The following is an 18129-nucleotide window of genomic DNA, read 5'->3' as shown; positions in this document are numbered from 1 at the left end:
CACACCGCGAGCGCGCCTCAGCGCGCGGGCAGGGTGGTGGAGTAGTTGCCGTTCTGGTCCGTCAGCGTCTGCGCGAGCAGCAGGGGGGACGGCTTGCCCTCCACCTCCACCACCCGGAAGAAGCGGATGGAGGCGTAGGGCGCGGACACGCGCGCCATCCGCCCGCCGTTGAAGTTGACCTGCCCCGTGACGCGGCGGCCCTTGGAGAGGGTGAAGGTAGTGAGCTCCAGCGGCTCGACGGAGGGCTCGTCCTCCTCGGGGCGCACCAGCACGATGCGGCTGACGATCGGGAGGTCCTCGGTGGGGATGAAGTCGAAGCGGTAGCGGCCCGGATCCAGCGCGAGCTCGAAGTTGCCCTGGTCATCCGTGGGGCGGGGGGCTTCGACGCTGACGGTGGGCCGGGGCCAGCCGGGCAGCTCCTCGATGGGCTCGGCCACCACCCTCACGCCGGCGGCCGGCTCCGAGTCGCTGGGCTTCAGGAGGGAGCCGCGCACCTTCATTCGCTCCTGGCACACCACGTCCTGTGTCTCGGTCACGCTGACGCGGGGCACGTTGACGTACCGCTGCGTGTAGCCGGCGCTCGAGCCCGATGGCGGGATGACGGAGAGGGTCATCGAGGAGCTGGGGCCGCTCGGGAGGGTGAGGAGCTCAAAGCGGCCGTTCTCGTCGGTGAGCACCGTCTGGGAGCGGTACTGGCCGCCGCCGCTCACACCGCCCGCCAGGTACACCGAGGCATGAGGGACTGGCTGCCCGGTCCGGTTCAGCACGCGGCCCAGGAAGCGCACCGGCTCGCCGTAGTCCCCCATCGACAGCGTCTGCTGGCGGTCCGGGCGGGGGCTCACGGTGAACAGCTTCTGCGGCACCAGGGACGCCGCGGAGGTGGGCAGCACCTGGAGGATGACCGTGTCCCGCTGCGCGGCCGAGGGCGGGAGCGCCAGGGTGAACTTCCCCTCCGCGAGGCGTGTCGCCAGGACGCGCTGGGACAAGGGGCGCAGCTGGTCATCCAGGGCCTGCACCTCCATATCCACGTCCATTGGCTTCCCCGCCTGGTCCACCACCGCCCCGGAGAGCCGGACGAGCTTGGAGGTGTCGGGCAGGAGGAAGTCCAGCGACACCGCGCGGCCCGGCTGGACGTCACGGGTGCTGGTGAGGGGCGGCTGCTCGGAGTTGGTGGCGAGCAGGGTCACGCTGTAGTGCCCCGAGGCCACCGGCAGCGAGTAGCCACCGTTCTGGGGCACGAAGGTGCTCTCGTGGTAGCGCCTCACCCCGGGGATGAGCAGGCTCTCGCCCGTCATGCGCAGGGTGACGGAGGCCGGGTAGCCACTGGTGGAGGACTCCCCCTGCACGAGCACCTGGCCCTGGAGGGTGGCCGGATCGAGCAGCTCGATGTTCTGCTGGCTCCGCAGGTCGTCCACCCGGAAGTCCTGAGCGTGCAGGCCCGCCTTGGGGTTGGGGACCACCTCCACGACGATGTCCTTGCCGGGGTTTCCGCACCCGTCGATGAAGCACACCTCATCCTCGTCGCACTCGCTGTCGCTCCGGCAGCCGATGAAGGTGTCGTAGTCATGACCCGGGGCGCAGCCCGCGACGAGCGCCGCCAGCAGCACGGACGTGGTGAGCCTGGGGGAGAGCTGTCTCATGGGCACTTTCCTCCTGCCTCGGTCTTCACGAACCACGCGTAGCTCGCGGTGTAGCCCCGGTCTTCGTAGACGGTGCCGTCCTCCAGGTTGATGCTGCTCTTCCCCTGAGGCTCCCGTCCCGCGAGTAGGGCGGTGTCGGTGACGACCACCTCGACCACGTGGTCTCCCGGGATGTTCAGGCGGCCGATATCGGCCGCGTTGTATCTCACGCGGAACACGGCGAACTCGTCGCGCACCGCGTCGATGGCGCCCTTATCGGGCAAGATGTTGTCCATGCTGTCCGCGCCGCGCGGTTGGTTGGGGTCGTAGTCCACGAACCAGTACGCGACGAGCGTGTCCGCGAGGTCGAGATCCTCGACGGGGATCGAGAACTCCAGCTCGCACAGCTCGGAGGTTCCGAAGCCGCGGATGATGCGATTGGAGGGTTTCGCCTGTTGCTCTACGAGTCGCAGGGGGTGGTTGAGCCGTACGGGGAGCTCGCTGAGGTACTCCTCGTTCTGGGGGATGAGGCAGCCCCCCAACGCTCCTACGGTGAGTCCAAGCCCCAGCCATTTCATGAGAGGGCTCGGTAGCAATTCACTGGCCAGTGGGCGGAGAGCGGATTTCATCGTCGGGACAGGGGTTTGGCGAGGGTGCCATAGCTCTGGAGCACAGGGAACCGCGACAGACCTGTCACGATGATTCCACGTTCACTGCACCGGGCCGACACGTGGGGCCGCTACTGTCCGTGTGAGGACAGGAGGCGGTATGCGCATCGCGGTGATTTCGGATCTCCACCTGGGCCAGCGGGATGTGGTGGACCACTTCGGTCACGAGGACACGGCGTTCCTGCGCTTCCTGCGCTTCCTCGAGGGGAACTTCGAGCGGATCGTCCTGCTGGGGGACATCTACGAGACGCTGACGTCCCGGATGCCCAGCAGGCAGGCCGCCGAGCTCGTGGCGGCGCGGGAGGCCCATCCCGAGCTGGTGCGCCGCTTCGAGCGGCCCCAGTACCACTACGTGCACGGCAACCACGATCTGATCGCCGGGCGGGTGCTGGCAGCGCCGGAGCACCTGATGCTGGAGGCGGACGGGGTGCGGATGCTCTTCACGCACGGCCACCACCACGACTGGATGATCCGCCGGGCGCGCTGGCTGTCAGAGGTGGCGGTGTGGGCAGGGGCGTGGCTGCGGCGCTGGCGCCTGGGCGCGGTGTTCCGGGCCTTCGATGCGCTGGATCAGCGGATGCGGGGCGCGGCGGAGGATCCCTCGCGGTGCACCTTCCAGCGGTGGGCGCTGGGGCGGGCGCACGAGAACGCGGCCGACATCGTGGTGACGGGGCACACGCACCTGGGCATGCGCGTGGCGCACGGGGACCGACTCTTCCTCAACAGCGGCACGTGCTCGCAGGGGCGGTTCTCGTTCCTGAGCCTGGACACGAAGGCGGGCGAGTACGCGCACCACGCCACGTGGTGAGGGTGGAACCCCCCGCCCGACTCAGGCAGTCGCGGGGCTCTGGCTGCGCTGGACCCGGCGGGGACGCAGCATCAGCAACGCGTACCCGAGCCCCAGGAAGAACAGCTCCCGAGCGCGCTTGACCAGGGCGAAGGCGGCGGCGAGGTGGAGCGCCTGGGAGCCGGACATGCCGGCGATGAAGGCGGCATAGCCCGCGTCCTGCACGCCGAGCCCGGCGGGGACGAAGAAGGCGAGCACCTTGAGCACGGACATGACGGACTCGATGGCGAGCGCATCGCTCCAGGTCACCTCGAAGCCGAACAGGCGCAGCAGCAGGAAGGTCTCGGTGGCCTCGCACAGCCACATGCCGACATAGAGCAGCGCGGGGAGTGCGAGCTGGCGGAGCGCCAGGGCTCGTCCGAGGTGACCGTCCGCCTGATCGAAGGCCGTGCGGCGCTCCTCCACCCAACGCTGGACGGCGCGGACGGGGACACGCCCCAGCAGCCGCCCGAGCCAACCGGCCAGTCCGCCGCGGATGAGCCACCTCGACACCAGGGCGATGGAGAGCAGGGCCACGGAGGCCCCGGCCGCGAGCAGCGGAAGCCCGGACACGCCGAGCACGCGGTGGGAGCCGTCGGCGAGGAACCGCCAGCCGAGCAGCACCCCGAGGCCCAGGTACAGCCCGTGGGCGAGGATGATGAAGCACTTCCGGGCGGCGATGACGCTCACGCCTTCATCGAGTGGCACGTGGTGGCGGTTCTTGAGCAGGACGGGCTTGAGCGTCTCGGCGAAGAGCGCACCGCCAGGGAGGCTGATGCACAGGGCCTCGACGGAGACGCGGAGGGCGGCGAGGCGCAGCGGCTCCACCCGGCGTCCGAGCACGGAGAGGATGCGGCTCCAGCCCAGGCCGTCCAAGCCCAGGGAGAACAGGAAGGGGATGAAGGTGAGCGGCAGCCACGGGCCGAGCAGGGCCACCGCCTCCCACGCATGCTTCAGGTCGACCGTGCGGAAGGTCCAGAACAGGCACACCCCCGCGGTGAGCAGCCCCACCGCGTAGAGCGCCATGGCTCGTGGGGTGATGCTCGCACTGGTCAGGGGGGTGGATGAATCGCTCGCCGTGGCCCTCAAGAATCCTCCTGTCGCTACGCGCGAGGGGAATCTAGGGGGGCCATGTCACGACGCCGCCAAGCGCGAGAGGCGGCGGGTGACATTTCAAGGTCGCCCGTGGGGCAGGCAGGAGGCTAGAGCAGCTCCTCGTCCTCTCCGTCGCCGGGCGGCAGGGGCGCGCCGTTCTTCTCCGCCTCCAGCTTCTCGAAGTGGCGGAAGATGGTGCGTGGATCCACGCCCAGGTCCTTGGCCGTCTTGGTCTTGTTGCGGTTGTTCCGCTCGTAGACCTCCTGGATGTACTGCTTCTGCCAGCGCTCGCGCGCCTCGGCGAGCGGCAGCACCGGCTCCAGGCTCTCTGGCCGGAGATCCAGATCGTCCGGCCCGAGCAGCGGCTTGTCCGCGAGCACCACCGCCTTCTTGATGCGGTTCTCCAGCTCGCGGATGTTGCCCGGCCAGCCGTACTTCTTCATGGCCACCGTGGCCGAGGGCGAGAAGCCCTTCGCCTTCGAGCCGAACTCCTTGGCGTACTTCTGCAGGAAGTACTTGCCCAGGACGAAGAGGTCCTCACCGCGCTCGCGCAGGGGCGGCAGCTTCAGCGTCACCACGTTGAGCCGGTAGTACAGGTCCTCGCGGAAGGTGCCCTTGCGTACCTCGTCCTCGAGCACGCGGTTGGTGGCCGTCACCACGCGGATGTCCACCGGCTCGCCGCGGTGGTCGCCCACCTTGTAGACGACCTTCTCCTGCAGCGCGCGCAGGAGCTTCACCTGGAGCTGGAGCGGCATCTCGCCGATCTCATCCAGGAAGAGCGTGCCGCCGATGGCCGCCTGGAACTTGCCCGCCTTGGTGTTCACCGCGCCGGTGAAGGCGCCGCGCACGTGGCCGAACAGCTCGCTCTCCAGCAGGTTCTCTGGAATGGCCCCGCAGTTGATGGTGACGAACGGCCCCTTCGCCCGAGGCGAGTGCCGGTGGAGCTCCCGGGCGATGAGCTCCTTGCCCGTGCCCGTCTCGCCGGTGATGAGGACGGAGATGTCCGTGGGGGCGATCTTGTCGATGCGCTTGTACACGTCGCGCATGCCCTGGCAGGTGCCGACGATCTCCCCGTAGCGCGTATCGTCCAGGCGCTTGCGCAGCTCGGTGTTGTCCAGCTTGAGGTCGTTCACCAGCAGCGCGTTCTGGATGAGCAGCAGGGCCTGCGCCGCGAAGATGGTGAGCATGTCCAGGCTCTTGGGCTCGAACCGGTTCACCAGTCGGTCATTGCCCACGTAGAGCACGCCGAACAGCTCGTCATTGCGCATCAGGGGCACGCACATGACGGACAGCAGCTTGAGGCTCACCACGGACTTGCTGGACTTGAACTCGGGGTCGTCCAGCGCGTCGCTGACGATGAGCGGTTTGCGGGAGCGGACCACCTTCTCGATGATGGAGTCGGACACCCGCTCCATGGCGTCCTCGATGTTCTCCCGGGAAAGATTGCGCGCCACCTTCACGCACAGCTCGCCGTTCTCCCGGAGGATGAGGAAGCCCTTGTCCGCCCGTGTCACCTCGATGGCCTCGTCCAGGAGGCTCTCCAGCAGCTCGTCCCGGCTGGAGCTGCCCAGCAGTCGCTCGCTGAAGGCGGTGAGGCGGCGCAAGAGGACGAGCTCGCGACCCACCACGCCTGGCATGTCGCGGGTGTGCGAGTCCGGATCCGCATCATGGGTGATGGAGACAGCAGGAGTGGGCGCGGGAGTCGGTCTGGCCGGCGCGGCGTCCTCGCGGGCGAAGACGAGCTCGGTGCCTCCCACGCGGATGACGTCGGCGGAGGCGAGCACGTGGTTGTCGCGCTTCTTGCCGTTGACTTGGAAGGTCGCGCCCAGGCTGCCGAGCTGGTAGCGCGTTCCATCGAAGAGCAGGTGCAGGGCGCTGTCCGGTACGGAAGGGTCCTCCAGCTGCACATCATTGTCGGCCGAGCGGCCGATGCTGGTGATGCGCTTGTGGAGGGGGACCGTGCGGACCTTACCATCGGGGGTGCGGACGGTGAGGCTGGCCATGTCGACGCGTTCCTAGAAGGCGAGGGAAAAGCCGGCGCCGGCTCCGCCGGAGGTGGGGAAGAGGTGGAGGCTGGCTCGGGGCGGGGCGGGGTCCGGAGTGGACTCCTTGAGCGCGGGTGGGGCGGGAAGGGTCTCGATGTGTGTCTGCACCACCCGGTCCTGGTGGTGCAGGAGGGCGTCGAGCACGCCCACCGCGTACACGGCGTAGAAGCCCGCGGCCGAGCCCCACTTGAGCCTCGTCCAGTTGTCGGCCTGCAGCCGGTCGCTGGTGGGGATGTAGCGCACGGGGACGTCCAGGGTGCCGCCGTCAATGTCGTCCACGGTCACCTTCCTCGTCTTGACGAGGGAGCTGTAGGCGAAGAAGGAGATGATGCTGGTGACGGCGAGCGCGCCCTCGGAGGCCGCGAAGAGGGTGCCCAGGCCGGTGCGGCCCTGCTGGAACTGGCCCGCGCCGAAGGGGACGAAGTTCACCAGGAAGCTGCGCGACTCCACCTCCCGCACCGTTATCTGCCGGGACAGCGTCTCCACGCGGCGGCGCTGCTCCTCGGCGGCCAGGCGCTCGCGCTCACGCCGCTCGGCCGCCGTGCGCTCCCGCTCCATCCGCAGCCGCCGCTCCTGGCGCACCAGCTCCAACTCCGCCGACATCTGCTGGCGGATATCGTCCAGGTACGTCACCACGGGCGGCGGCGTCGCGAAGGGATCCAGATTGAAGTCCGGCTCCAACCGCAGCAGCGCGCGGAAGTGGCGCGCGGCGTCGTCCATGCGTTTGAGGTGGAAGGCGCTCAGCCCGGCCAGCTTGTGCAGCTCCGCCAGATCCTTATCGGAGAGACTGCCCCGGTCGATGCGGGTCCCTGCGCGCTCCAGCACCTCGGCGTAACGGCCGTACTCGTAGCTGGCGCGCAGGGTGTTCACCTCCACGTCCGCCGGCTCGTCGGCGAGCACGGTGACGGGGGTGAGCAGTCCCAGCAGGAGCACGAGGAGGCGCAGGCGGAGGCTCATTCGGCGACGAGTGCTCCGCGCACGGTGGTGGACTTCCCGGGCTCGACGAGCGCCACGCGCTTCTCGGTGAGGTACCCGTTGTGACTCACCTCGTACTCCACCCGGTGCTGGAAGGTCGCGGGTCCCTTCGGTGACTGGATTTCGAAGGGGTGCTCCTGCGTCTCGCGCACGGTGCGGACCTCGCCACCCACGCGCACCAGCGCGTCCGCGGGCTCGAACATGAAAGACAACCGCGAGCTCTTGAGCAGGGCGCGCAGCCGGAAGACGTTCTCCGCTCCGGGTTGCACCTCAATGGTCTCCTGGGTGTCCTCGCAGTAGTCGCAGGTGATGGTGACGGTGTGTGAGCCGGGTGCCACCTCCAGCGTGTGCTGCGCGAGCGGCTGCTTGCTTCGCTCCCCGTCATCCACCCGGATGTAGCCGTAGGGCCGCACCAGGATGGAGATGGGCACGGGCGCCACACGGGCGGATTCAGCTCGAGCCGGCTCGGCATGCGCGGGCGGGCGCTTGTCGGGTGGAGGCCGCGAAGGCGCCACCTGAGCGGGCGTGGCCGGATGCGGCTCGGGTGGCGGCGTCTTCACCGAAGGGCTCACGTGCGCCTGGGCCTCAGAGGTCCGAGGAGGCTTCACCACCACCGGACTCGGTTTGGATGCAGGCGGAGCCTCCGGGGGACGTCGCTGGAGCAGGTGAAGGCCCACGCCGAGCACCGAGGCCGCCAGCAGGCCCACGGCCAGCTTCAGCCCCCGGGCACGCCACTTCTTCAGGCGGCGCTCTCGCTCCAGGCCCCCGAGCAACGCGAGCGCCCGTGCGTTGGAGCCATCAAGCGCGAGCACCTGGTTGAGGCAGGCGAGTGCCCGGGGCGTGCGCTTCTCCGCGAGCAGCCGCTCCCCACGCTCGAGCAGCGAGGCGATGATCCGCGGGCGCATCAGCCGCTGGTACGAGGCCGTGTCCGCGAAGAAGGACGTGAGCTCCTCGCCTACGCGCGCGAAGCCGAGCCCCGCGAGGTAATCACCCAGTGCGTCACGCAGCTTGCCCGCGTTCGCGTAGCGCCGGGCCGGATCCCTCGCCAGGCAGGTGGCGCAGATGTCCGCCAGCTCGTCCGAGAGTGTGGGCACCCGCTGGCGCGGATCCTCATAGGCTCCGTCGAGGATGCGCTTGAGGGTGGCGGTGGCATTGGAGGCCGTGAAGGGCAGCCGGCCCACCATGAGGCCGTAGAGGATGGTGCCCAGCGAGAAGATGTCGGTTTCGGGGCTGGCCTCGTGGCCCTCGATGATCTCCGGGGCCATGTGCGCGGGTGAGCCCACCAGCGCCCCGGTGACGGTCATCCGCTCCTCGATGTCGAGCAGCTTGGCGATCCCGAAGTCCATCAACTTGAGGACGCCGTCCTCGCGGACCATCACGTTCTCGGGCTTGATGTCGCGGTGGATGACACCGGACTCGTGCGCGTGGGCCAGCGCGGCGGCGATCTCATGGACCACCATGGCGGCCAGCTCGGGAGGCTCCAGCCGACCCAGCTCGTCCACGTACTCCTTGAGGGTTCGGCCGCGCACGTACTCGGTGACGAGGAAGGCGTCCTGCGCGCCCTCGGCCGAGAAGTCGAAGACCTCGAGGATGTTGGGGTGGTGCAGCCGGGCCACCGCCTTGGCCTCGCGCGCGAGCCGCCGGCGCGACTCGGACTTGTTGGCCAGGTGCGGGTGCAGCACCTTCACCGCCACCTCCCGGTCCAGCGCGGTGTCGAGCCCCTTGTACACGACGCTCATGCCCCCAGAGCCGAGCTCCTCGAGGATGCGGTACCGCCCGATGTTGCGGCCGATGTGCGTCATGGGTGCCGGATCCTCGGGAGAGGACATGAGGGCGCGAGTGTCAGGGTGGGGATCGCGGGTATGACAGCGACGTCGGGGTGGGATTCTAGGTTCCGACCCCATGGGGTGCAACGCGTCAGTCGCGCTTGATGCGACGTCGCGCGGCGAGCCGGTCCAACAGGGCATGAAGGAGTGGCTCGGCCTGCCGGGGCAGCTTGCGGTCCGTGGGCGAGTGGACCGGGAGGGTGCGCGCGAGCCGGTACAGCTCCTCGAGCCGCTCGCGGAAGAGCTCGTTGTCGGGGCGCTCGTGGAGGGCACGGCGGTAGGCGGCGGCGGCGCCGACGTAGTCACCCAGGGCGAAGAGTCGCTCTCCCTCGGCGGCGGGGGAGGAGGGGCCCAGGGGGATGGACTCGACGGGCTGGGGGCTGGCCTGGAGCGCCTGGAGGGCCTGGAGCTCCTCGGGTTGGAGCATCTCGCGCAGGTTGGCCAGCTTGAGGGCCAGAGCGGAGTCCTCGGGGAAGGCCCGACAGAGCGTCTCGTAGAGGCTCAAGGCCTCACTCAGCTCTCCGCGGCGCAGGGCGCGTTCGGCATGGGCGACCATTTCGGCGCGGGCTTCCGGTTTCATCTCGGTCGCAAGGTTACCGTGCGGGGCACGGATGTCACCCGGGGACTGCGGCAACCTGCTTGGGGAAAGCCCCTGGTTGCCTGCCCGCCGGATACCAGATGTTACACCCCTTCCGTGTTTTTCCGTACTAGCTGCCTGCCCGTTCCGCTCTGGAAACGAATGGGGGGCGGCGGCGAGGGTGGATCATGTCGGACATCCAGAGGGATGAAGATGCAGGTTAGTGTGTGCCCCACATGGTGACGCTTCTCCTTCTTGCCGCGCTGGCCCAGGTCCCGGATCTCCCTGATGAAGAGGAGGAGGCTCCTCCGGACGCGGGCACGGCGGACGTTGTCCCTCCGCTGCCCGTGGCCACGCTGCCCCCGGCCACCCACGAGCTCTTCGAGCGCATCAAGGGGCGAGTGGCCCAGGTGCGCATCATCGAGCGGCGCAGTGGCACCCGGTCCTCCATCGGCTCGGCGTTCTTCGTGAGCGCCGAGGGACACGCCATCACCAACTACCACGTCATCTCCAGCATCGTTCACCACCCGGAGGACTACTCGGCCGAGCTGGTCCGCGAGGGGAAGGAACAGGAGGCGGTGTCGGTCCGAGTGGTGGATGTGGACGTGGTGCACGATCTGGCCGTCATCCAGCAGGACGGGCCGGTGAAGGACTGGTTCGAGCTGGCGGCGAAGGAGCCTCCGCAGGGCACGCGGCTGTACGCCATGGGCAACCCGCATGACCTGGGCACCACCATTGTCGAGGGCACCTACAACGGGCTCATCCAGGACGCCCTCTATGACAAGGTGCACTTCAGCGGTGCCATCAACCCCGGCATGAGCGGGGGTCCCGCGGTGACGGGCGAGGGCCGGGTGGTGGGCGTCAACGTGGCCACGATGGGCAACCAGCTTGGCTTCCTGGTGCCGGTAACGCATGCCCGCGTGTTGCTGGAGCGGGCGCGGCAGGCGAAGGAGGGCAGTCCTCCAGCGCTCCTGGCCCTGGTGGGCGCGCAGTTGCTGGACAACCAGAAGCGCATCACCGAGCGCCTGTTGGCCGCGCCTCTGCCGACCCAGCGGCTCGGGGACTACCAGGTGCCCGGCCGGTGGCTGCCGTTCCTCAAGTGCTGGGGGGACACCCCGCACGAGCCGGAGAACCCGTACACCATCACCAGCCATCAGTGCTCGTCCGAGGAGGATCTCTACCTGAGCTCGGATCACCGCACGGGCGTGGTGGCCTATGACCATGCCTACGTGTCGAGCGACCAGCTCGGGGCACTGCGCTTCTCCTCGCTCTACGCGGCCACCTTCGGCAATGAGCCGAGCGGCCTGGACGCAGCGAAGGAGGACGTGACGAACTTCCGCTGCCGAGAGGAGTTCGTGAAGGTAGGCGGCATGCCGGTGCGTGCGGCACTGTGCCTGCGGGCCTACAAGAAGTTCCCCGGACTCTATGACTTGTCGCTCCGAGCGGCGACGCTCAACGCGAACACCTCGGGGGTGCAGACGGCCTTGGATCTGGCGGGCTTCTCCGCGGACAACGCACGCGCCATCGCGCGCCGCTACCTGGAGGCGCTCGCGTGGACGAAGTGATCTTCCTGGAGGTGCTGGAGGGGGACGGGGTGCACGCGCGGCACCGGTTGGAGCGCTTCCCGGTGACAGTGGGGCGCGGGTACACCAACGACGTCATCCTGGACGATCCGAAGGTGTCGGCCTCGCACCTGCGCATCGAGCGCACCGAAGAGGGGAAGCTGGTGCTGCGGGACGTGGGCAGCCAGAACGGCACGTTCCGGGTGGAGCCGTGGGCACGGCTGGCGGAGCTGGAGCTCTCGAACGACGCGCGGGTGGCGGTGGGTGACACGGTGCTGCGGTTTCGCAGCCGGGCGTACAAGGTGGAGGACACGCTCGTCACGTCGATGCAGATGGCGCCTCGGCGCCGCCTCTTCGAGCGGCCCTTCGCCTTCCCGGTGATGTTGGCCGTGGCGGTGGCGACCTTCCTCTTCTACGAGTACCAGACGAACTACCAGAAGACGGACTGGGGCATGCTGGCGCTGGCGGTGGTGGCGCCGGTGTTCGCGACCTTCGCCTGGGCGGGGCTCTGGTCCGTGGCCAACAAGGTGGCGCGGCGGCAGTTCCACTTCGGGGCGCACGGCACCATCGGGAGCCTTGGGCTATTGGGGCTGCTGACGATGCCGCTGTTGCTGGGCCTGGTGAAGTACAGCCTGGGGCTGGGGTCGTGGATGCGGTGGCTGAACCTGCTGGGGTTCCTGGGGTGGATGGGGTTCGTGCTCTTCTGGCACCTGCGCTACGTGACGCGCGCGGAGCCGAGGCGGCTCGCGACGCTGCTGGCGGTGAGCCTGGTGTGCCTCGGGGCCCTGACGCAGGCGGACTCGCTGCTGGGCGAGGAGGACTTCTCGTCCTCGCTGGAGTTCGATCGCACGCTGCTGCCACCGGCGTTCCGGGTAGCGCCCGCGAAGTCGGTGGATGCCTTCTTCGAGGAAACGAAGGAGCTCCAGGAGGACGTGGACGCGCTCGCGAAGGAGAAGTCCTGAAGGAGTAGTCCCAAGAAGCGCTCGTCGGTGGCTGTGGGAGGCCGCCGAGTCTGGTATCCTCCTCGGATTGCGCTGACTGATTGAGGGGGGGCAGCAATGGGAGCGCCCACGCAACCTGCCTTTTTGCTTCGAATCGGCTCGCAGGAGCCGGAGGTCTTGGTCGTCAGTGGCTTCACGGGACGGGAGGGGCTGAGCAGCCTCTTCGAGTTCCAGGTGGACTTCCACCCGCTGGAAGACGCGCCGCTGGACGCGAAGGAGTTGCTCGGGACCGAGGCGCTGCTGACGGTGCGGTTACCCGGGGACAAGACGCGCCATGTGCACGGACGGGTGCGGGCGCTGGACTCTCTGGGCAAGGAGGGGGGGCGCTGGCGCTACAGGGCGTGGGTGGTTCCCCAGGCGTGGTGGCTGAGCCAGGTGAAGCGCAGCCGCATCTTCCAGAGCAAGACAGTGCCGCAGATTGTCAAAGCGGTGCTGGAGGAAGGGGGCGTGCAGGTGAAGCTGTCGCTGAGCGGCAGCTACGAGGCGCGCGAGTACTGCACCCAGTACCGGGAGACGGACTTCGCCTTCGTCAGCCGGCTGATGGAGTGGGAGGGGATCTTCTACTTCTTCGAGCACACCGACGGAGGGCATGTGCTGGTGATGGGTGACAAGCCCAACGTGCACGAGGCCCTCCCGGGTGGAGCGAAGTTGCCACTGCGGGAGAACGCGGGGCAGGCGGAGGACTCGGAGTACGTGTCCTCGCTGCAGCGGGTGCACCGGTTGCGGCCGGGCAAGGTGCACCTCAAGGACTTCGACTTCGAGAAGCCCGCGGTGGACGTGTCGGGCAGGACGGAGGACTCCAGCAACGGGCAGGACGCGCTGGAGGTGTACGACTACCCGGGCGAGTACGTGGCGCCTGCGGTGGGCAAGGGCGCGGCGAAGGTCCGCCTGGAGGAGGCGGTGCAAGCGGCGCGTACGCTCGAGGGCGAGGGCGTGTGCCCCCGGCTGACGGTGGGCTACCGCTTCGAGGTGGAGGACGAGGGCACGCACGCCGGGGAGTATGTGGCGGTGGAGGTGGTGCACTCGGGTCGGCAGCCGGAGACGCGAGGGAGTCGCGAGGCGCTGGGCAAGCTGTACCGCAACCACTTCAAGTGCATGCCGGCCAGCGTCCCCTTCCGGCCGAGGCGGACGACCCCTGTGCCACACCTCACCGGGTTGCAGACGGCGACGGTGGTGGGGCCCTCGGGAGAGGAAATCCACACGGACGAGCACGGACGCATCAAGGTGCAGTTCCACTGGGACCGAGAGGGCCTGCGGGACGACAAGTCCTCGTGCTGGGTGCGCGTGAGCCAGACGTGGGGCGGTCCAGCCTGGGGTGCGTTGTACCTGCCACGCATCGGCCAGGAAGTGGTGGTGCGCTTTCTCGAGGGCAACCCCGATCGGCCCCTCATCGCTGGCACCGTCTACAACGGGGGCAACCCGACGCCATACGCCCTGCCAGACGACAAGACGAAGTCCACGCTCAAGAGCGCCTCCAGCCTGGGCAGCGACGGCTTCAACGAGTTCCGCATTGAGGACGCGGCCGGCGAGGAGGAGATCTTCACCCACGCCCAGAAGGACGAGGACCTCGTCACCGAGAACGACAAGGACCAGCAGGTGCGCGGCTACGAGGACCTGTTGGTGAAGAAGGATCGCTCGCGCACCGTCGAGGGCAACCAGCGGTTGCACGTGCACCTGGACGACGCGAGCCTGGTGGAGGGCAACCAGACGCTGAGGGTGCAGGGCAACCGCGATACCCAGGTCTCCGGCAGCCACGACGAGTCCGTGGAGGGCAATCAGTCCATCACCGTGGCGAAGAACCTCAGCGCGTCCATTGCCCAGGCGGCCTCGGAGAGCGTGGGCGCCGCCAAGGCACTCACCATTGGGGCCGGCTATGTAGTGAACGTAGCACTGGCCTCCAACGAGGCCGTCGGCGCGGCGAAGACCGTCCAGGTGGCTGGGGTCAGCACGGAGTACGTCGAGGGCAGCCGCCAGGAGATGATCGCCAAGGACAAGGACGTGAAGGTCAAGGGCGACCATCAGTCGGAGATAGCGGGCGCGCTCTCTCGGGTGACCGGCAAGGATGTGAAGGAGGACGTGAAGAAGAAGTCCGAGCTGGGTGTCACGGAGGCCACGTCCTGGCTCGCCAAGACGTTCGAGCTCAAGGCCGACAAGTTCTCCCTCATCGTCAATGAGCAGCTCATCCTCAGCATCGAGAAGTCCGGCAAGGTGCAGCTCTACCCCAAGGTGCTGACGCTCGATGGCTCGGACATCAAGATCAAGGGCTCCAAAGTCCAGATGCTCGGGTCGGGCTCCTCGAAGAGCCAGTCCACCCAGCTCTCCGACATCCAGGCCATCCAGGGCTCACCCGGTCCGGTTGACGTGGAGGTCCTGAGCAGCGACGGCAAGCCCATGGCCAACATGTCTTTCGAGCTCACCCTGCCGGATGGCAGCGTGAAGAAGGGTAAGCTCGATGCCAACGGCAAGGCCCAGGTCGAGGACGTTCCTTCCGGTGAGGGCTCGTTCCGCCTCATCGACTCGTGAGCGGGCCGGGCGCCCCGCGCCCTACAGGTTCTTGAAGAAGCGGTTCATCAAGGCCTCGGGCGTGGCCAGGCTCGCCGTCAGCAGCAGCGCGCCCGTGATGCGCTCGAACTCGGGCACCACGGGCTCGTTCACGATGACCCGCTTGGACACGCGGGGTGAGCTGAGGGTGAGGATGCGGCGCACGGTGGGATCCTCCTCGGAGGGATATTCGTCCTCCAGCCCCATCAACCCCTGGTAGTCCATCAGCTCCAGCAGCCGCAGCAAGGCCTGGGGCTCGAGCGAGCCCTCACGGTACTCGGGCTCGGCCTCGTACGAGCGGGTGCGCTTGAGCCGCACGCGGCCGTCTCCGAACAGATGGATCTCCTGCACTCCGGCCCCCATCTTGCTCGAATAGAAGCCGTAGGAGATCTCCAGCTTCTTCAAGTCCTCCCGCTGGAGCGACAGGGGCAACTCCGCGCTCTCAGTGTTCTTGGCATCCGCCATGACTCCCTCCACCGGTGGGCAGGCTCAGCTGATCTTGAAACGCTCTGGAACGATGTAAGACATGCCGTCGATCAGGGTCCAGGTCGTCAACGTGGCGCCCCGGGGTATCGAACCGGCATTGAACTGCTTGTTGCGGTTGTAGAACTCTTCCTTGTAGTCAGCCAGCGTTCCGCCGCCCGTCTTGCCGAAGGCATCGTAGAGCTCGTCGAGCTTGGTGAACTTCTTGGCCTTGGCGTCGAACTTCAGCGGAGCCTTCACCAACGCGAAGCGCTGCGTGTAGCGGTAGCCGTACTCCAGGTTGAACTTGCCGTAGGCCTCCTTGAGCTTGTCCAGGCCCGGGCACTTCAGCTCCTTCCAGTTGTCGTACAGGTCGAAGATGGTCCGGACGGTCCGCTTGCTGCGCGTGGTGAACGCCTTCCAGAAGCCAGTCTTGAAGTCCACCTTGTGGACCGCGTGCACGCGCCACAGCGCGTCCTGGATGCTGCTCTCGCAATGCGGGCCGACCTTCGTGTTGTCCGTGTCCAGCTTGAGGGTCAACAAGGTGTCGTAGCCATCGTGGTAGATGGGAGAGCTGCGCATGACGCACGCCAGGAAGGTCGCGTGGGCTTCGTTCCACGCGGACTCGTAGTGCTCCTTCGACGTCGGGCTGTGCTGACCCGTGACATCATCGTTGTAGCCGTAGCCTGGGTGGGTCAGGCCGCCCAGCACCTCGTTGCCAATGAAGTGGCCGTACTCATGGAGGATGACGGACCGGTCCTTGAGGTCATCCTTGAGCAGGTACAGCTCGCCCGCACGGTGGTACGACGTGGTGGTCGACGGGTAGTTCACCGCGCACAGGTGCAGGTTGTAGCCCGTCAGCACCTTGATGCGCAGGTGCCCCGTCCAGATGGATTTGTACGCGTCGCAGAGGTCGACGAAGAGGGGCTTCTTGATCTCCACCTCGCCGAAGTTGGCGTCATTGCCGGCCTTGGCGACCTTGGACATGTCCAGCGTGAGCTGGTGCCAGACGACGGCACCCCTCTTCACCTCGAAGTCCGCGTCGGCGGCTACGTTGGAGGCGCCCTTGATGAGCGTTACCCGGTCACGGTTCTCCAGGAAGATCTTCAGCGCCATCTGCGTGCACTCGGGCACGTTCTTGAAGCTGAACTCCCCGTTGCGGCTTAGATGGCCGCTGGCATGGAGCGAGAGCGCCGCCGCTCCCTTCTTCTGGATGTGGAGCTCCACCTTGGCACCGGGGAGGAACTCCTTGACGGGTTTGGCCAGGGGCTTGGTCGAGTCGTCATAGTTCCAGGTCCGGTTCCAGAAGAGCTGGCCCCGGTGCACCTTGTCGATGACGACCTTGACGGGCCCGCCCGTGGCGACCTTGTGAGCGGACGCGGAGGGCGGTGGAGGCACCTTGAGCGTGTCCCCTGGTTCGATATGGCTCGGGCTGGGCTTCTTCGCGCGCAGCTCGGCGTTCGCCGGATGGGTGTAGAGCTCCAACCAGTCCGCGTAGCCATACTCGCCCGCGATGTTCTCTAGATTCTCTCCTTCCTGCACAGTGTGGATCTTCACGCCATTTCCCCCCAGGCCTCAGAGTGGAGGCCCCATGGTGACGAGTTCGACATCGTGGAGGGGGAGCGCGGTGGTCTGTTTGGACGTGACGCGCACGGTGAGCCGGCGCCGCTGCCCCTCTTCCAGCTTGTTCAAGTCTTCGCGCGAGGGTGCGAAGACGATGAGCTCCTGCTCTCCCAGCGTGCCGTAGCCTTCGAAGGGGCCGGGCTTGTCCGAGAGGATGAGATGGTCACCCATGCACGGCTTGCACTCGGCCCCAGCGGGACAGGGAGGGCAGGGCGCCAGCCTCCGGATGTAGCCCTCGAGGGTGTGTGTGCCGGAAGCCGGTTGCAGCTGTCGGAACCGCGCGACGGTGAGCACGGGGGCCGTGGCGTCGGGTGTGGCCCTCGAGGCGGCAGCCGGCGTCGTGGGCGCCGCCGCGGCCGGCTCGGGCGTGGGCCGACGACAGGCGCACACCGTGGCCAAGAACAATCCCATGAGTGCCGCGGTGGCTCGGCCGCGGATGTGGAAGGTTCGGAGAGCCGTGGGCGCGAGGGGGAGCAGAGCGATTCCTCCAGTCCTCCGAGTCTACAACAGGCTCCAGAGGCCGGAGCATGAGGAGGCTACATTCCGCGCACGGCGTGGGGCTGGTAGGGCGCTTCGAGCGCTTTCACCTCGTTCGTCCCGGGTCCTATGGTTCCCGTGAGTGAATCGAACCAGAAGGACGTGAGCATGGACACGGAGCTTGCTGACAAGCTGGAGCGACATGCCTTGTGGCTCGAGTCAATGGGAAAGCAGGGCGAGCGTATCCTGCTCCAGGATGGAGATCTCTCTGGGATGGAGTTGTGTTCCGAAAACCTCACGGAGGCTGTTCTCCCCGGCACATGCTTCGATGGGGGAAACCTGGTCATGGCGAAGCTTCACGGCGCAAATCTCGCCTCAGCCTCCTTCGTCCAGGCCAATCTTTCTAGCGCCCAGATGACCAAGGCCAATCTGGATTATGCCTCTCTGAGGAAGGCCAATCTGCGTGAGGCCAATGCCCTACGGGCGAGCTTCTACGAGGCGGATCTCCAAGGCGCGGACCTTTCCGGCGCTGATCTCCGTGGCGTTTTTCTCGTCAACGCCAACCTGGAATCCACTTGCTTGCGAGGTGCTCAACTGGAAGGGGCCAGCCTCGAGGGCGCCAAACTCACGGGAGCGCAGCTGGGCGGTAAGGAGTTGAGCGGTGCATTGGATCTCGCCTCCATTCGTGCATCCTGGATTTCGCTGGGCCCTGAGCAGTCCCCGACCAGACTCGAGGGCGAGGCGTTGCGGAACTGGCTGAATGCAGCAGGTGCCGCGAAGTGAGGCCACGGGCAGAGCCAGCGCCGCCCGGATGCGGCGGAGCGAGAAGATC

At 67.5% G+C, this 18129-nt stretch carries 15 protein-coding genes; 5 read left to right on the top strand and 10 right to left on the bottom strand.

Translation table 11 applies throughout. The features are described from left to right. Nucleotides 1–17: 17 nt before the first annotated feature. Complete coding sequence (locus tag F0U60_RS29480) at nt 18–1640, bottom strand: carboxypeptidase-like regulatory domain-containing protein (protein WP_395804568.1); 1623 nt, start codon at nt 1638–1640, stop codon at nt 18–20. Beyond that, complete coding sequence (locus tag F0U60_RS29475) at nt 1637–2197, bottom strand: hypothetical protein (protein WP_395804566.1); 561 nt, start codon at nt 2195–2197, stop codon at nt 1637–1639. The genes F0U60_RS29480 and F0U60_RS29475 overlap by 4 nt, the downstream gene beginning before the upstream one ends. A 190-nt stretch (nt 2198–2387) precedes the next feature. On the opposite strand from F0U60_RS29475, the gene F0U60_RS29470 reads away from it, so the two are divergent. Further along, nucleotides 2388–3095: a metallophosphoesterase family protein gene (locus F0U60_RS29470; protein WP_395804564.1), complete on the top strand. Its 708-nt coding sequence runs from the start codon at nt 2388–2390 to the stop codon at nt 3093–3095. A gap of 21 nt (nt 3096–3116) precedes the next feature. On the opposite strand, the gene F0U60_RS29465 is transcribed toward F0U60_RS29470, so the two are convergent. The 5 genes from F0U60_RS29465 to F0U60_RS29445 all read right to left on the bottom strand — a co-directional run bounded on the left by F0U60_RS29465 (nt 3117) and on the right by F0U60_RS29445 (nt 9634). Further along, the gene (locus tag F0U60_RS29465) at nt 3117–4202 is read right to left on the bottom strand and encodes a lysylphosphatidylglycerol synthase transmembrane domain-containing protein (protein WP_395804562.1); all 1086 of its coding nucleotides are present in this window, start codon (nt 4200–4202) and stop codon (nt 3117–3119) included. Nucleotides 4203–4315: 113 nt separating this feature from the next. Then, nucleotides 4316–6211 (bottom strand): sigma 54-interacting transcriptional regulator, encoded by a 1896-nt coding sequence (locus F0U60_RS29460; protein WP_395804560.1) that lies wholly within the window; start codon nt 6209–6211, stop codon nt 4316–4318. Nucleotides 6212–6223: 12 nt separating this feature from the next. After that, a complete protein-coding gene (locus F0U60_RS29455; protein ID WP_395804558.1) occupies nt 6224–7210 on the bottom strand; it encodes a tetratricopeptide repeat protein in 987 nt (328 codons plus the stop codon). Next, nucleotides 7207–9030 carry a protein kinase gene (locus F0U60_RS29450; protein WP_395804556.1) on the bottom strand — a complete coding sequence of 608 codons (1824 nt, stop codon included), beginning with the start codon at nt 9028–9030 and terminating at the stop codon, nt 7207–7209. Before F0U60_RS29450 ends, F0U60_RS29455 begins: the two co-directional genes overlap by 4 nt. Before the next feature lie 115 nt (nt 9031–9145). Continuing rightward, the gene (locus tag F0U60_RS29445; protein WP_395804554.1) at nt 9146–9634 is read right to left on the bottom strand and encodes a tetratricopeptide repeat protein; all 489 of its coding nucleotides are present in this window, start codon (nt 9632–9634) and stop codon (nt 9146–9148) included. A 233-nt stretch (nt 9635–9867) separates the two neighbouring features. Here F0U60_RS29445 and F0U60_RS29440 point away from each other — a divergent pair, with 233 nt between their 5' ends. The 3 genes from F0U60_RS29440 (at nt 9868) to F0U60_RS29430 (ending at nt 14717) form a co-directional block, all read left to right on the top strand. Beyond that, on the top strand, nt 9868–11196 hold the full coding sequence (locus F0U60_RS29440) for a trypsin-like peptidase domain-containing protein (RefSeq protein ID WP_395804552.1): 1329 nt from the start codon (nt 9868–9870) through the stop codon (nt 11194–11196). After that, on the top strand, nt 11184–12155 hold the full coding sequence (locus F0U60_RS29435) for an FHA domain-containing protein (protein ID WP_395804550.1): 972 nt from the start codon (nt 11184–11186) through the stop codon (nt 12153–12155). The genes F0U60_RS29440 and F0U60_RS29435 overlap by 13 nt, the downstream gene beginning before the upstream one ends. Before the next feature lie 96 nt (nt 12156–12251). Next, nucleotides 12252–14717, top strand: a complete 2466-nt coding sequence (locus F0U60_RS29430) for a type VI secretion system Vgr family protein (RefSeq protein WP_395804548.1) — start codon at nt 12252–12254, stop codon at nt 14715–14717. Nucleotides 14718–14738: 21 nt separating this feature from the next. Here the strand turns inward: F0U60_RS29430 and F0U60_RS29425 are convergent, their stop codons facing one another. Genes F0U60_RS29425 through F0U60_RS29415 form a run of 3 tightly spaced genes read right to left on the bottom strand, consistent with a single transcriptional unit; the run spans nt 14739 to nt 17231 of the window. Then, nucleotides 14739–15200 (bottom strand): hypothetical protein, encoded by a 462-nt coding sequence (locus F0U60_RS29425; protein WP_395804546.1) that lies wholly within the window; start codon nt 15198–15200, stop codon nt 14739–14741. 24 nt (nt 15201–15224) lie between these two features. Then, nucleotides 15225–16754, bottom strand: coding sequence for a LysM peptidoglycan-binding domain-containing protein (locus F0U60_RS29420; RefSeq protein ID WP_395804544.1), 1530 nt, complete (start codon nt 16752–16754; stop codon nt 15225–15227). Between the two features lie 18 nt (nt 16755–16772). After that, nucleotides 16773–17231, bottom strand: coding sequence for a hypothetical protein (locus F0U60_RS29415; protein WP_395804542.1), 459 nt, complete (start codon nt 17229–17231; stop codon nt 16773–16775). 234 nt (nt 17232–17465) lie between these two features. Between F0U60_RS29415 and F0U60_RS29410 the strand changes: the two genes are divergently transcribed. After that, entirely contained in the window at nt 17466–18080 is a 615-nt protein-coding gene (locus F0U60_RS29410) for a pentapeptide repeat-containing protein (RefSeq protein ID WP_395804540.1), read from the top strand. The last annotated feature ends 49 nt before the right edge of the window (nt 18081–18129 follow it).

Source organism: Archangium minus (genome assembly GCF_044360475.1).
GTDB classification, from domain to species: domain Bacteria; phylum Myxococcota; class Myxococcia; order Myxococcales; family Myxococcaceae; genus Archangium; species Archangium minus.
This window is presented reverse-complemented; position numbering and strand designations above follow the sequence as displayed.

What these genes read in the sequence shown, in the direction of transcription:
- F0U60_RS29475 (WP_395804566.1), bottom strand. Translation starts at nt 2,197, where the DNA reads ATGAAATGGCTGGGGCTTGGACTCACCGTAGGAGCGTTGGGGGGCTGC.
- F0U60_RS29440 (WP_395804552.1), top strand. Translation starts at nt 9,868, where the DNA reads ATGGTGACGCTTCTCCTTCTTGCCGCGCTGGCCCAGGTCCCGGATCTC.
- F0U60_RS29450 (WP_395804556.1), bottom strand. Translation starts at nt 9,030, where the DNA reads ATGACGCACATCGGCCGCAACATCGGGCGGTACCGCATCCTCGAGGAG.
- F0U60_RS29430 (WP_395804548.1), top strand. Translation starts at nt 12,252, where the DNA reads ATGGGAGCGCCCACGCAACCTGCCTTTTTGCTTCGAATCGGCTCGCAG.
- F0U60_RS29410 (WP_395804540.1), top strand. Translation starts at nt 17,466, where the DNA reads ATGGACACGGAGCTTGCTGACAAGCTGGAGCGACATGCCTTGTGGCTC.
- F0U60_RS29445 (WP_395804554.1), bottom strand. Translation starts at nt 9,634, where the DNA reads ATGAAACCGGAAGCCCGCGCCGAAATGGTCGCCCATGCCGAACGCGCC.
- F0U60_RS29415 (WP_395804542.1), bottom strand. Translation starts at nt 17,231, where the DNA reads ATGGGATTGTTCTTGGCCACGGTGTGCGCCTGTCGTCGGCCCACGCCC.
- F0U60_RS29460 (WP_395804560.1), bottom strand. Translation starts at nt 6,211, where the DNA reads ATGGCCAGCCTCACCGTCCGCACCCCCGATGGTAAGGTCCGCACGGTC.
- F0U60_RS29480 (WP_395804568.1), bottom strand. Translation starts at nt 1,640, where the DNA reads ATGAGACAGCTCTCCCCCAGGCTCACCACGTCCGTGCTGCTGGCGGCG.
- F0U60_RS29425 (WP_395804546.1), bottom strand. Translation starts at nt 15,200, where the DNA reads ATGGCGGATGCCAAGAACACTGAGAGCGCGGAGTTGCCCCTGTCGCTC.
- F0U60_RS29455 (WP_395804558.1), bottom strand. Translation starts at nt 7,210, where the DNA reads ATGAGCCTCCGCCTGCGCCTCCTCGTGCTCCTGCTGGGACTGCTCACC.
- F0U60_RS29470 (WP_395804564.1), top strand. Translation starts at nt 2,388, where the DNA reads ATGCGCATCGCGGTGATTTCGGATCTCCACCTGGGCCAGCGGGATGTG.